Below are 13846 nucleotides of genomic sequence, written 5' to 3'. Positions count from 1 at the left end.
TTATAACCGGGCGCAATGCCAATTCCTTTGACAACCGCAAGGTTGTTATTTTTTTAGGTCAGGGGGAGTTAACGATGTTGAAGGGAAAAGTTATTATTCTTGGTATAACTGGCGGAATTGCTGCTTACAAAGGGGCAGCGCTGTGTAGTAGGTTGACGCAAAAGGGCGCCGATGTTCATGTGATTATGACGGCCTCTGCCAAGGAGTTTATTACCGAACTTACGCTGCAATCGCTCTCTCGTAATCCGGTGTACAGTGACACATTTGATGAAAGAGAGCCATCAGTCGTATCCCATATTCATCTGGCGGATGCGGCTGATTTGGTGCTTGTTGCTCCTGCAACTGCGAATATTATCGGGAAAATGGCGCATGGTCTTGCTGATGATATGCTGTCTACAACGTTGTTGGCTACAACAGCGCCTATTATGGTGGCACCTGCGATGAATGTACATATGTACACTCATCCCGCAGTCATGCAAAATATGGAGACGCTTGTATCACGTGGCGTGAAGATGATTGAGCCTGGTGAAGGATTACTGGCTTGCGGTTACGTTGGCAAAGGACGTTTGGAAGAGCCGGACACAATTGTGCAAACCATAGAGCGTTTTTTTGATCAGCAAGCTCAGGAACAAAAAACCACCATCAAGTCTGAACCACGATGGTTTGGTGACGAATCTATGGAGGCTCAAATGCCTGAGTCACTTGTGAATGAGAATGAATCGGTGCTTTCAGGCAAAAAAGTCATTGTAACGGCTGGAGGCACGATCGAGCGAATTGATCCAGTACGTTATATCACAAATGATTCATCTGGCAAAATGGGCTTTGCCATTGCAAAAGTGGCTCAGGAGATGGGTGCAGAGGTGCACTTGATTGCTGCCAATACCAGCGCGGAACCGCCTACTGGTATTATGCTTGAAAGAGTCCAGTCAGCTGAAGACATGTACGACGCTGTATTAAAGCAATGGGAAACGAGCGATATGGTCGTTATGGCTGCTGCAGTTGCAGATTATCGACCACGTGAGATTGCACAGACCAAGATCAAGAAAAAAGATAGTGTATTTACGCTAGAGCTAGTGAAGAACGTCGATATTTTAGAATCACTCGGACGGAGTAAGAAACATCAATTTTTAATTGGCTTTGCAGCTGAAACCGAACATTTGGAGACGTATGCGATAGATAAATTAGAACGTAAAAATTGTGATTTGATCGCGGCAAACGATGTAACTGTGAATGGTGCTGGTTTTGGCGTCGATACGAATGCTGTTCAAATTTATGACCGAAGCGGGATCGTAGAGCGTATTCCTGTACAGTCAAAGGAAGAAGTCGCGCGTAAGTTGCTTACTATAGCCGCGGGACGCATGGGTGGGGTGCTGCATTAATGGAGACGGGCAATTTAGTTGCCAAGGTCATTGTCGATGTACCTGCCAAGGATACGGACCGCACCTTCGATTATCTGATACCAGACTCAATGAGACCTTGGATTGAGCCGGGTAGTCGGGTAGCTGTGCCATTTGGCAAACGGACGGTGCAGGCTTTTGTCATCTCGGTAGTCCCAGCTGATGATCCACCGAAATACAGAATGAGAGCGATCCAGGAACTGCTGGATTTGGTACCACCCTTATCTGCCGACCTAGTCGAACTGGGCAAATGGATGAGCGAACGTTATGCTTGTAATCAAATTATGGCACTGCAAGTGATGATTCCTACCGCGCTCAAGGGCAAAGCAGAACGTTATATCTCAATTGCGGAACAGCATGAGTTAACGCATCCACAACGTACTATACAACCGAATCAGGGCGATGAACTAGAATGGGCACTTCTGACCGACGATGGTATGAGTGATCCGACGGAGCGTCGGATTGTTAGCTTCATTCAGGAGAAGGAGCAAGTCCCATTGCAGCAACTCAGTCGACGTTTCCCGGAGGAAGCGGAGGTTATTAAATCCCTGTTACGCCGGGGTGTGCTTCAGGAAAGTCAAGTTATTAAAGACAAACTTGGCAAAAAGACCATGAAATCCGTTGATCTGGCTATTGGCATAGACGAGGCATCAACGGCGCTGGAGCAATTTTCTGCCAAAGCGCAGCGTCAGCGGGAGGTACTTGCTTTTTTGCTGGAACGTAGCGAGTTTCTGCCTTTGTCACTGAAGGAAGTCATGACCTCACTGAGTGTCTCGGCTGCAACGGTTAAGGCGCTGGAAGATAAGGGCTATGTGTTGCTGGAGGATGTCGAAGTGTTCCGCGACCCCTACCGGGGCAGACACTTCAAGCCTACAGAGCCACTCCCTCTCACAGCAGAGCAGCAGTCAGTATATGAACGAATTATTCGCCAGCTGGACACACGTGAGCAAGGAGCTTATTTGTTGCATGGAGTCACAGGGAGCGGTAAGACGGAAATTTATCTACAGACGATTCAGCGTTGTATCGAGCAGAATCGGCAGGCCATTGTGCTGGTACCTGAAATATCATTAACCCCACAAATGGTTGAGCGTTTTAAAGGCCGGTTTGGCGATCAGGTAGCAGTGATGCACAGTAGGTTGTCCGGGGGGGAACGGTACGATGAGTGGCGCAAAATACGCGAAGGCCGTGTGAAAGTGGCGATTGGTGCTCGCTCGGCAGTATTTGCGCCTTTTCGTGAGTTAGGTCTTATTATTATGGATGAGGAGCACGAAACGTCCTATAAGCAGGAAGAGACACCTAAATATCATGCGCGTGATGTCGCCATTCGCAGAGCCCATCAGCATGGGGCTGTTGTTATTCTCGGCTCGGCTACACCGTCGCTGGAAAGCTACTATGCAGCTCGCTCACAAAGCAACGACGAGTTTGCGCCGTTGCTGCTTGAAATGCCAACTCGCGCATTGGGGAACACGTTACCCGAAGTACATATCATGGATATGCGTGAGGAACTGCGTGCTGGCAACCGCTCTATGTTCAGCCGTGCGTTGCATAATGGAATTGCAGAGCGGTTAGAGCGTAAGGAGCAGACGGTACTCCTGTTGAATCGGCGTGGGCACTCCACGTTCGTCATGTGCCGTAGCTGTGGCTATGTCGCGGGTTGTCCGCATTGTGATATTTCGCTTACGTATCATCAGCGGTCGAACAATTTACGTTGCCATTACTGTGGCTATTCCGAGCCCGTGCCTGAGACTTGCCCTGAGTGCGGTAGTGAGCATATTCGCTATTTCGGTACAGGTACCCAGCGAGTAGAGGAAGAGCTGGCGAAGCTATTCCCCGGTATACGTGTTGTTCGAATGGATGTTGATACAACAACAGAAAAAAATGCCCACGAAAAGCTCCTCAAGCAATTTCGTGATAAAAAAGCGGACGTGCTGCTCGGTACTCAAATGGTTGCCAAAGGCCTGGACTTTCCCGATGTGACACTGGTTGGTGTCATTACTGCGGATTCGGCTCTCAATTTACCGGATTTTCGGGCCGCGGAAAAGACTTTTCAGCTGTTAACACAAGTAGCTGGACGTGCTGGGAGACATCAATTGCCAGGGGAAGTATTTGTACAATCCTATACTCCAGAGCATTATTCGGTGATTCACGCAAGTCGCCATGATTATGCTTCTTTTGTGAGGGAAGAATTGAAACACCGCCGCAATTTGCACTATCCACCATATTGTCGTCTTATTTTGGTGACCTTTTCTCATGAACAACTCCCGGTGCTGGTCCGACTGGCTGAGAATTATTCAGCAACACTACAGGGACGGGCCAGACAACGGGGCTGGTTCGGGAATATGGATCGTCTTACATCGGATGTACTCGACATTTTGGGACCAGTAGCTTCACCCATTTCGAGAATCAAGAATAGATACCGATTTCAATGTATGATAAAATGGCGTGGAAATATCGATGCGATTAGTTTGGCTCAGCAAGTAGCTGATGAAATGGCCGAATCCGCACAGGCACAAAAGTTGCTGATTAGTCTGGATGTTGATCCGCAAATGCTTATGTAGAGTGTTCCACAAAAGTTATTAGCACAATTAATGCGGACAATCCGTCCGTACATAGGATAATGTAGCAGTCGCGTTTGTGATGAATACAGTTAGGCCTAAATGAAGCATAAAGAGGAAGGTGTTCTGTTGTCATGTCAATTAGAATTATAGTGTTGGAGCCGGATGACGTATTGCACAAAGTAGCAAAGGAAGTCACTAAAATTACGCCTAACGTGCAAAAGCTGCTCGACGATATGGCAGATACGATGTATGAAGCGGAGGGAGTAGGTCTTGCTGCTCCGCAAGTAGGTATTTTGAAGCGTCTCATCGTTGTAGATGCTGGAGATGAGCATGGTTTGATTAAAATGATCAACCCAGAGATCGTGGCCGAAGAAGGGGAGGAATTGGGTCCTGAAGGCTGTCTGAGTATACCGGGGTTGAACGGGGATGTGCGTCGTGCCGAGAAGGTTACAGTCAAGGGACTGGATCGCGAGGGTAAAACCATTACCGTTACAGCGACAGGGTTGCTTTCTCGTGCTTTTCAGCATGAAATTGACCATTTAAATGGAATTTTGTTCACGGATATTGCAGAAAAAGTATATGAGGTTGCGCTGGAACAGCCAGGACCGAACCGTCAGATAGGAGAGTGAGGTTCGATGAGTCAAGACATTCGTATTATCTTTATGGGTACGCCTGAGTTTGCAGTGCCATCGCTGAACATGTTACTGGATAACGGTTATAACGTGGTTGGTGTGATTACACAGCCCGATAAGCCACAGGGACGAAAAAAAATATTGACGCCTACACCAGTCAAGGAAGCGGCAGAAAAACGAGGATTACCTGTACTGCAACCGACCCGCCTGCGCCAGCCAGAAGCGGTGGCTCAGGTGGCAGAGCTACGTCCTGATCTGATCGTAACCGCAGCCTATGGGCAAATTTTGCCTAAGTCTGTACTAGACCTGCCTCGGTTCGGCTGTCTGAATGTGCATGGTTCGTTACTTCCCCGTTATCGGGGAGGTGCACCGATCCAGCGTGCGATTATTAATGGTGAAACTGTGACGGGTGTGACGCTGATGTATATGGCGGAAGGACTGGACACTGGCGATATGATATCGCGAGTTGAGGTTGCTATAGAGCCGGAGGATACCTCGGGTACGATTTTTGAGAAGCTAAGCGTAGCTGGAGCAAAGCTTTTGCAGGACGAGCTGCCTAAGTTGCTGGCAGGCCAATCAGACCGTACGCCGCAAAACGAGGACGAGGCAACTTATGCCCCGAACCTGAACCGCGAGGATGAGCGTGTTTCGTGGAGTGACAATGCTCAGCAGATATACAACCGGATTCGCGGCCTGGTTCCTTTTTCCGGTGCGTTTACGCTTTGGGAGGAAAATGTTTTTAAAATTTGGGCTGCTGAGCAGCCTTTCATAAACAGTGAAGTGAGTGGCTCAAATGTTCCAGCACCCGGAACGGTTCTTCAATTGACCGCTCGTGGCATTGAGGTGCAGACAGGCGAAGGAACTCTCTGGCTAACTCAGGTTCAACCGGCTGGCAAAAAGGTTATGGATGCCGGAACCTTTGCACGCGGCGGACAGATGAAGCCAGGCACGGTGCTCGGATGAGCGGGAGTCACTCCCGCCAGGGAGGCCAAGGCAAGGCAGTGGGTGCCAGATCCGGCAAGACTCGCAATCAGACGGCGCGGGAAGTTGCACTTGATGTGTTGACCGGTGTGGAGCAAGAGGGTGCATATAGCAATCTTGAGCTAAATCGTCGGCTTCAGCAGGCAGGTTTATCTGCAAGTGACGCTGGTTTGGCGACGGAACTTGTATATGGTACAATCGCACGCCGAAATACACTAGATTATTTCCTGAATAAATTTGTTCAAAAAGGAACGGCCAAGCTTCAGGCTTGGGTACGTTCGTTGCTGCGGATGAGTGTGTATCAGGTGGTGTATCTGGATCGAGTTCCGGATCATGCAGTCGTTAGTGAAGCGGTGACCATTGCCAAGCGTCGTGGGCATCAGGGGATTTCCGGTATGGTTAACGGTGTGCTCCGCAGCATGTTGCGTGAGCCGGACAAGCTGCGTATTCCTGACGATTTGTCACCGGAGGAACGGATTTCATTAGAACATTCTCATCCACAGTGGCTGGTTAAGCGCTGGATTAAGCAATACGGTGCAGATACTGCTGAGGCTATCTGTCAGGCTAATAATGAGCCCCCTGCGGTCAGCGTACGGGTGAATACGACAATGACCAGCCGTGATCAGCTGCTGGACGAGATGCGCTCAAAAGGGCTTGATGCCGTTCCTTCCGCAGTTAGTCCCTATGGGATTGTTGTTCGTAGCGGTGGAAATATGGCGCTTACCTCGTGGTATACGGACGGCTTGCTGTCCGTACAGGATGAGAGCTCCATGCTCGTTGCCGAAGCAGTCGCTCCTGAGCCTGGCATGCTGGTACTGGATTGCTGTGCCGCTCCAGGTGGAAAAACAGCTCATATGGCCGAGCTGATGAAGGATCAAGGCCGGATAGTTGCGAATGATCTGCATGCCCATAAGCATCAATTAATCCGTGAACAGGCTAATCGACTTGGCCTGGATGCTGTGGAAACAGTCACTGGTGATGCGCTAGAACTGAAGGAACGCTATGCTCCAGCTTCTTTTGACCGTATTTTGCTGGATGCGCCATGCTCTGGCTTTGGAGTAATTCGTCGTAAACCGGACCTGCGTTGGAGCAAAACTGCGCAGGATGTTCGCGACATTACACAGCTTCAGCATGAGTTGCTGGATAGTGTGGCGGGATTGTTGAAGCCAGGTGGGATTCTGGTATACAGCACATGCACGATTGAACCGGACGAAAATGAAGGACAATTGACTCAGTTTTTAAGCGAACATCCAGAGTATGAATTGGCAGAGGGGCATTCCTTCCCGGACGTGAGCCACGAAAAGGATAGTATACAGGGAGGCTCGGTACAGCTGTTACCGCAGCATTTCCACAGCGACGGATTTTATATTGCGCGCCTGCGTCGGGTGAAATAGCGCGGAAGAGAATTCCAGGCAGCTGTCCACCAGTGTTTCCACATTCCGCCGGAACATTTCCGGCGGTTTTTTTGCATGAAGACGAAAAATTTTTACCCCCTTAGGGATTTGTGCTAAAATAGGAAGAATGAAAAATACGATCTGCGATCGAACAGAACTTAATGAAGAAGGAACGGGTGCAAACATTGATGAAACCTTTTATATATGATTTAACTCTGGAGGAGCTTCAGGACTGGGCCAAGAACAATGGTGAGCCTGCTTTTCGTGGAGGACAAATTTTTGACTGGCTGTATGTGAAACGGGTCAATGATTTCAGCGAGATGACGAATTTGTCCAAGGCGCTGAGAGAGAAGCTTGAGGAGCAATTTAGTTTTGTGACGCTTAGTGAAATTACAAAGTTGGAATCAAAGGACGGTACAGTAAAATTCCTGTTCGGTTTGCACGATGATCATGCCATTGAAACGGTCATTATGAGACACAATTACGGAAACAGTATTTGTGTAACGACTCAAGTGGGTTGCCGGATTGGTTGTACTTTCTGCGCTTCGACGCTTGGAGGCCTCAAACGGAACCTGACGGCTGGTGAAATTACTGCACAGGTGGTGCAAGCTCAGAAAATTTTGGATAAAACCAATGAACGAGTGAGCAGCATCGTGATTATGGGCTCGGGCGAACCTTTTGAAAACTATGAAGCGACCATGACGTTTTTACGTACAATGGTTCATGAAAAAGGTCTGAACATTGGTCAACGTCATATCACGGTGTCGACTAGCGGTATTGTACCGAATATTTATAAATTTGCCGACGAGGATACCCAGATTAATCTGGCAATATCCATTCATGCGCCTAATGATGCGCTTCGTTCGAAGCTGATGCCTGTAAATCGGCGTTATCCCTTTAAAGATGTTATGGATTCTCTACGTTACTATCTTGCTAAGACGGGGCGGAGAATTTCGTTTGAATATGCCCTGATTGGCGGGGTAAACGATCAGGCAGAACATGCTGAAGAGCTAGCGGATGTGTTAAAGGACATGCTGTGTCACGTCAATTTGATTCCAGTCAATCATGTGCCTGAGCGCAAGTATGTGCGCACATCACGCAGCGATATTTTTAATTTCCAACGTATTCTTGCCGAAAAAGGCGTCAATGTGACGATCCGGCGTGAACAGGGTCACGATATTGCCGCTGCTTGCGGTCAGTTGCGTGCAAAGCATATGGAGTTGGGGTGAAACCATTTGATCAAAACAGTTCATGTCAGCCATGTCGGACGTGTACGTTCGGTGAATGAGGATTCTGCCTGGATCAGGCACTTGGAGCAAGGCTATATTCTTGGGATTGTTGCCGATGGTATGGGGGGGCATTTGGCCGGTGATACGGCCAGCCGCCTTGCGGTAGAGACACTTGCCGCTGATTTGGCGACGCTGGAGAGCGGATTATCCGCACATTCTTTGACGGCGGCGCTCAGCGACGCTATTTTGCATGCCAATGAAGTCATCTTCCAGACGGCTGCACGCGATGAAAAGTATCATAATATGGGAACGACAGTTGTTGCGGTTTTATTAAACGACGCATCCGGAATTATCGGACATATCGGTGACAGTCGTGCCTATGTCATTTCCAAAGGAGCGGTACGTCAGCTTACAGAAGACCATACTTTGGTTAATGAGCTGTTCAAAAACGGTCAGATCAGTAAGGAAGAACGGGAGAACCATCCCCGTCGCAATGTGCTGACTCGGGCGCTGGGCACTGATTCTGAGGTGAAAGTGGATATTGACTCCATTGCGCTGGAAAAAGGCGATGTACTGTTACTGTGTAGCGACGGATTAAGCAATCTGGTAACGGAAGAACAAATCAGTAAAGTAGTAGGTGCCGCAGAGAATCCTTTGGAGGAGCGTGCGGATCGTCTGCTACATCTGGCGCTGCTTGCGGGAGGAGACGATAACATTACTGTGGCTTTGTTTGAATTGCCCGACGACACGGTTTCATTGAGTGAAAAGGGGTGTGACGCATGATCGGGCACCTGCTAGGGGGAAGATACGAAATTATTGAGCGTATCGGTGGCGGCGGTATGGCGCTGGTGTATAAGGCTCAAGACATTTTGCTGAATCGCAATGTCGCAGTTAAAGTGTTGCGCCAGCAATTTGTTCATGATGAGGAATTTATTCGCCGGTTTCGGCGTGAGGCGCAGTCTGCGGCCTCGCTTTCGCATTCGAACGTGGTCAGTATTTATGATGTCGGTCAAGAGGATGAAATCCATTATATTGTAATGGAGTGCATCGAAGGTAAAAATTTGAATGAGATTATTAAAGAACGTGCTCCATTGCAAGTGGATGAAGCAGTACGGATTGCTTCCCAGATTTGTGATGCGCTGGAGCATGCCCACCAAAATCAGATCATTCACCGAGACATTAAGCCTCATAATATATTAATTGGACGTAATGGACGGGTTAAGGTAACTGATTTTGGGATTGCTAGAGCTGTTACGTCAACGACCATTACCCAGACGGGTTCTGTTGTGGGTTCTGTTCATTATTTTTCACCTGAGCATGCAAAGGGTGTCGTCACCGGCGAAAAATCGGACTTATATTCTTTAGGTATTGTCTTATATCAAATGCTGACGGCGCAGCTCCCTTTCCTGGGAGAAAGTCCAATTAGTGTAGCGCTCAAGCATTTGCAAGAGGAATTTGAGGAACCGCGTAAAATTAATCCGTTGATTCCGCAAAGTGTGGAAAATGTCATTCTAAAATCCATGCGCAAAAATCCAGAAGAGCGTTATCAATCGGCAGACGAAATGCTAAAAGATTTGGAAACCTGTTTGCTGCCGGGACGGCGTAATGAATCCAAGCTGGAATTTACACATTTGGATGATGAGGATCAAACACGGGTTATTCCGGCTATTAAGCCTCAACAATTAGGGATGTCTTCTAGCGGGGATGATGTACCTGCTCAATCGCGTGAGTCTGAACAGCTTCCGAGCAAGCAATCGTCCAAAAATAATAGAAAAAAAGCGATCTTGTGGGTAACACTAGTGTTGGTGTTACTTCTGTGCATGGGCGGAGTGGTGTACTATGTGCAAAGTGTACTTGTCGTGCCTGAGGTAAAAGTACCAGGTGTATTGACACAAACAGAAGACCAAGCGAAGGTTAATCTCAGTAAAGCGGGATTACTCATTGAGGAGCCAATCCAACATGAATACAAAGAGGGAATCGCGCCTGGAGTTGTATTTTATCAAAGCTATCCTGCAGATTCTTTAGTCAAGGAAGGAACCAAGATTAGTCTGAAAGTCGGGATTGCCAAGCCGCTCACCCCGATGCCGGATGTCAAAGGCCAAAGCTACGAGAATGCTGTTAAGCTGCTGACCGCCCAGCAAATTAAGGAGACGCAGATTCAGCAAAATGAGCAGTTCAGTGATCAGGCCGCGGGGACCGTCCTTAGTCAGACACCCGCTGCAAATGAGCCATTTGATAAGGACTCAGTCCAGGTTGTGCTCACAGTCAGCAAGGGCGCTGATACTGTGAAAATGCCAAGCCTGGTAGGGAAGACGCAGAACCAAGCAGAAAATGAGGTTAAAAAGGCAGGGCTGAAGGTTGGCTCGATTAAAGAAGAATTTAGCTATGAGCAGGAAAAAGGAAGAGTAACCAAACAGTGGCCGTCAGAGGCAGGCAGTGAGTTGCCACCAAATACGGAAATTACGTTTTATGTAAGCACGGGTTACCCGCCAGAAGCGATTACACTACCATTTAATGTGCCTGTTGCGCCGAAGGAAGAGGGCAAAAACAGCAAAATTCGTATCACTTATACGGATGCACGTGGAGAAAATCAGGAATGGGGAAGCCGTACGATTAATACGACACAGGTGTTCACTATCAATCTGCTAATGGCTCCGAACAAAGACAGTGTTGTCTCAGTATTTAGAGATGGTGACTTTATTGATACGTATCCAGTCTCTTATATTGAGGCGAAAAATGGAACGGTGACGATGCCCCAAATTGCTCCGCCTGCTGGAACTTCACCAACGGATACACCTGATGGTACTTCCTCGCAGAATGGAAGTGGAAACGGCGAGGAAGGTGATAGCGGGGGAGCTTCTAATGATAGTGGTAATAGTGGAGGAGACTTGAACAATCAGGAGGGCACGGGAAGTAATGGTGACCCTTCCGCCTTTGTTCCTGGAACGAATTCCACGGGGGAGACGCGCAGTGAGTTGGCGGTTAGTTATAAAAACAACCCAGGCCACGCTTCCCACAAAAAGAAGGAAAAAGTGATTGAGGCTGTTCAGCATCAGTAAACTTGCAATAGGAAGATGCTCAACCTGCTATACGCAATGAAACTTGAACATTATGAAGGAGGACATCTTACACATGCCTGAAGGTCTGATCGTCAAGGCGCTTAGCGGATATTATTATGTCTCCAGCCTGGATCAGGATGGGCGTCCGGTATCTGGCGAAGCTACGGTACAATGCAGAGCACGCGGCATTTTTAAGAAAAAAGAGATTACGCCTCTTGTTGGTGATCGGGTCGTTTACGAACTGACTGAAAACGGGGAAGGTATGGTCAAGGAGATTAGAAAGCGTACGACGGAGCTAATACGTCCTCCGGTAGCAAATACCACGCTTGCCGTGCTGCTGTTTTCCTTGCGTGAGCCGGATTTAAACCTGCCTTTACTGGACAAATTTTTAGTCCATATTGAGCACGCCGGGCTGGATACAATTATCTGTCTGACTAAGCGCGATTTGTATGAAGGCAGCCCTTCAGAGGATGACACCGTACTGGCCGTTCAGGAGATGTACCGGAAGATCGGTTATAAGGTGCTGGTAACCAGTGCCCGTACCGGAGAAGGGACGGCTGAGCTTAAGAAGCTATTGGCTGGTCAAATCAGCGTGTTTTCCGGGCAGTCAGGTGTAGGAAAGTCTTCCATGCTTAATGCTCTAGAGCCTGGGTTAACGCTGGAGACGAGCGCCATAAGCAATAAGCTGGGCCGAGGAAAACATACGACTCGTCATGTGGAGCTGATTCCTCTAGACAACGGAGGATTTGTAGCAGATACACCGGGGTTTAGCCAGCTGGATTTTCTGGAGCTGGGTGTGGATGAGCTATCTCCCTGTTTTCGTGAATTCCAGCAGTATGCGGAAGGATGTAAATTTCGGGGTTGTACCCATATTCACGAGCCTGGTTGTAAAGTAAGAGAGGCCCTGGAAGAAGGACATATTTCACAGGGACGGTATGATAGCTATTTGCAGTTCTATCAGGAATTAAAAGAAAAAAAGCGGAGGTACTGAGTATATGTTAAAAATAGCACCGTCGATTTTATCCGCTGATTTTGCTCGCTTGGGCAGTGAAGTTGCGGAAGCTGAGGCAGGAGGGGCAGACTGGATTCATGTGGACGTAATGGATGGACATTTTGTATCCAATATTACACTGGGCCCACCTATCGTTCAGGCTATTCGTCCGCACACGACTCTTCCCTTGGATGTTCATCTGATGATTGAGCATCCCGAACGCTATATTGGCGATTTCGTAAAAGCAGGAGCCGATATCATCACTGTTCATGCTGAGGCCTGTGTTCATTTGCATGGTGTCCTTCACTTGATCAAGCAGCAAGGCGCTCTGGCTGGAGTGGCTCTCAATCCGGGTACTTCACCATATGCGATCAAGGAAGTGCTGCCAAATGTGGATATGATTCTGGTAATGACGGTCAATCCTGGCTTTGGAGGTCAGTCCTTCATTCCAGAGACGTTAAATAAAATCAGACAAATTCGTGCTTGGTTGAACGAACTGGGTCGTCCAGACGTACATATCGAGGTAGACGGAGGTATTGCGGAGGAGACGGCACCAGCCGTATTTGAAGCGGGGGCTGACGTGCTGGTGGCTGGTAGTGCGGTATTCGGCAGAACAGACCGCACTGCGGCTATTGCTGCGATTCGGGACAGTGCAGCACGTTTGTCCAAGTGAAGCTGACCGAAGCATTGTGGATGACTGTAGCGAGCATGGCGACGGGGTTGACCCTTAGCTGTTTCTCGCTAGTGAAGGCTCCTTGGAATGCTGTTCTTTCACTTTTGGCTGTTCTAATTGTACTGTTTTATTTTCGAAAAAATGAACGGCGTGGTTTACGAATAGGTTTTGTGGTGTGCAGCGTACTTTATTATATCCTGTTTATTTTCATACTCTCAGCATATCTCTATGTTCGCGGACTTGTCTGATGGTATAGCCTGGGATAGTTGTGCATAAATATGGTTACATGAGCGGGATTCTCATGTAGCCTTTTTTTGTGGGGCAACAACCCTTGATAGGTTGCATAAACTACAGAGAACGGATGCAGGAGGATGATGGGGAGGGTGAGGCATGAAGTTTTACACAATCAAGCTGCCAAAATTTCTGGGTGGATTCGTTAAAGCCATTTTGAATACATTCCAGAAAAACTGAATTCAACGTAATGTAAACACAGGATGTAGGATGAAAGCTAGAGGTACACAGGGCACGCTTCCCGGGCATAACAGATAGGCAGCTCGGTAGTAAAAGATTGGAACGCACGGGAAGGTGCCTGACATTTTGTTTTCCTGAACCAGATGGATAATACTTTTCGAATAACCAAAAAAGCACCCGTTTAAAACGAGGTGCCTTTTGTTTATAACGATATTTTTTTACGACTACACGCGAGTCACTTTACCGGCTTTCAATGCACGAGTGCTGACATAAACGCGTTTCGGCTTACCGTTAACGAGAATGCGAACTTTTTGTACGTTGACGCCCCAAGTACGGCGATTACGGTTGTTAGCGTGAGATACGTGGTTACCGCTGCCAGGCTTTTTGCCTGTTACAGAACATTTACGAGACATGATTCCACCTCCTATTCTGAAAATAACCAAATTCCATATGGAACGGGT

Annotated in this window: 12 protein-coding genes; 11 read left to right on the top strand and 1 reads right to left on the bottom strand. The window is 48.1% G+C overall.

All coding sequences use genetic code 11. The features are described from left to right. Positions 1 to 74: 74 nt before the first annotated feature. The 11 genes from coaBC (at position 75) to spoVM (ending at position 13385) form a co-directional block, all read left to right on the top strand. A complete protein-coding gene (gene coaBC, locus MHB46_RS24825) occupies positions 75 to 1379 on the top strand; it encodes a bifunctional phosphopantothenoylcysteine decarboxylase/phosphopantothenate--cysteine ligase CoaBC (protein ID WP_165177371.1) in 1305 nt (434 codons plus the stop codon). Beyond that, positions 1379 to 3955 (top strand): primosomal protein N', encoded by a 2577-nt coding sequence (priA, locus tag MHB46_RS24820; RefSeq protein WP_341163833.1) that lies wholly within the window; start codon positions 1379 to 1381, stop codon positions 3953 to 3955. The genes coaBC and priA overlap by 1 nt, the downstream gene beginning before the upstream one ends. Positions 3956 to 4086: 131 nt before the next feature. Further along, complete coding sequence (gene def, locus MHB46_RS24815; RefSeq protein WP_061829023.1) at positions 4087 to 4584, top strand: peptide deformylase; 498 nt, start codon at positions 4087 to 4089, stop codon at positions 4582 to 4584. Between the two features lie 6 nt (positions 4585 to 4590). After that, complete coding sequence (gene fmt, locus MHB46_RS24810) at positions 4591 to 5550, top strand: methionyl-tRNA formyltransferase (protein WP_341163832.1); 960 nt, start codon at positions 4591 to 4593, stop codon at positions 5548 to 5550. Further along, complete coding sequence (rsmB, locus tag MHB46_RS24805; RefSeq protein WP_341163831.1) at positions 5547 to 6962, top strand: 16S rRNA (cytosine(967)-C(5))-methyltransferase RsmB; 1416 nt, start codon at positions 5547 to 5549, stop codon at positions 6960 to 6962. The genes fmt and rsmB overlap by 4 nt, the downstream gene beginning before the upstream one ends. A 188-nt stretch (positions 6963 to 7150) precedes the next feature. Further along, a complete protein-coding gene (gene rlmN, locus MHB46_RS24800; RefSeq protein WP_013310887.1) occupies positions 7151 to 8191 on the top strand; it encodes a 23S rRNA (adenine(2503)-C(2))-methyltransferase RlmN in 1041 nt (346 codons plus the stop codon). Between the two features lie 6 nt (positions 8192 to 8197). After that, entirely contained in the window at positions 8198 to 8974 is a 777-nt protein-coding gene (locus tag MHB46_RS24795) for a Stp1/IreP family PP2C-type Ser/Thr phosphatase (RefSeq protein ID WP_025723490.1), read from the top strand. Beyond that, positions 8971 to 11250, top strand: a complete 2280-nt coding sequence (gene pknB, locus MHB46_RS24790) for a Stk1 family PASTA domain-containing Ser/Thr kinase (RefSeq protein WP_341163830.1) — start codon at positions 8971 to 8973, stop codon at positions 11248 to 11250. Before MHB46_RS24795 ends, pknB begins: the two co-directional genes overlap by 4 nt. Positions 11251 to 11323: 73 nt before the next feature. Then, positions 11324 to 12241, top strand: coding sequence for a ribosome small subunit-dependent GTPase A (gene rsgA / locus MHB46_RS24785; protein ID WP_341163829.1), 918 nt, complete (start codon positions 11324 to 11326; stop codon positions 12239 to 12241). 4 nt (positions 12242 to 12245) lie between these two features. Further along, positions 12246 to 12914 (top strand): ribulose-phosphate 3-epimerase, encoded by a 669-nt coding sequence (gene rpe / locus MHB46_RS24780; protein ID WP_341163828.1) that lies wholly within the window; start codon positions 12246 to 12248, stop codon positions 12912 to 12914. 390 nt (positions 12915 to 13304) lie between these two features. Further along, complete coding sequence (spoVM, locus tag MHB46_RS24775; RefSeq protein WP_010345573.1) at positions 13305 to 13385, top strand: stage V sporulation protein SpoVM; 81 nt, start codon at positions 13305 to 13307, stop codon at positions 13383 to 13385. Positions 13386 to 13609: 224 nt separating this feature from the next. Here the strand turns inward: spoVM and rpmB are convergent, their stop codons facing one another. After that, positions 13610 to 13798: a 50S ribosomal protein L28 gene (gene rpmB, locus MHB46_RS24770; protein WP_013310881.1), complete on the bottom strand. Its 189-nt coding sequence runs from the start codon at positions 13796 to 13798 to the stop codon at positions 13610 to 13612. Between the last annotated feature and the right edge of the window lie 48 nt (positions 13799 to 13846).

Origin of the sequence: Paenibacillus sp. FSL H7-0703 (genome assembly GCF_038003485.1) — a bacterium.
In the GTDB taxonomy this organism is placed as follows: Bacteria; Bacillota; Bacilli; order Paenibacillales; family Paenibacillaceae; genus Paenibacillus; species Paenibacillus polymyxa_B.
This window is presented reverse-complemented; position numbering and strand designations above follow the sequence as displayed.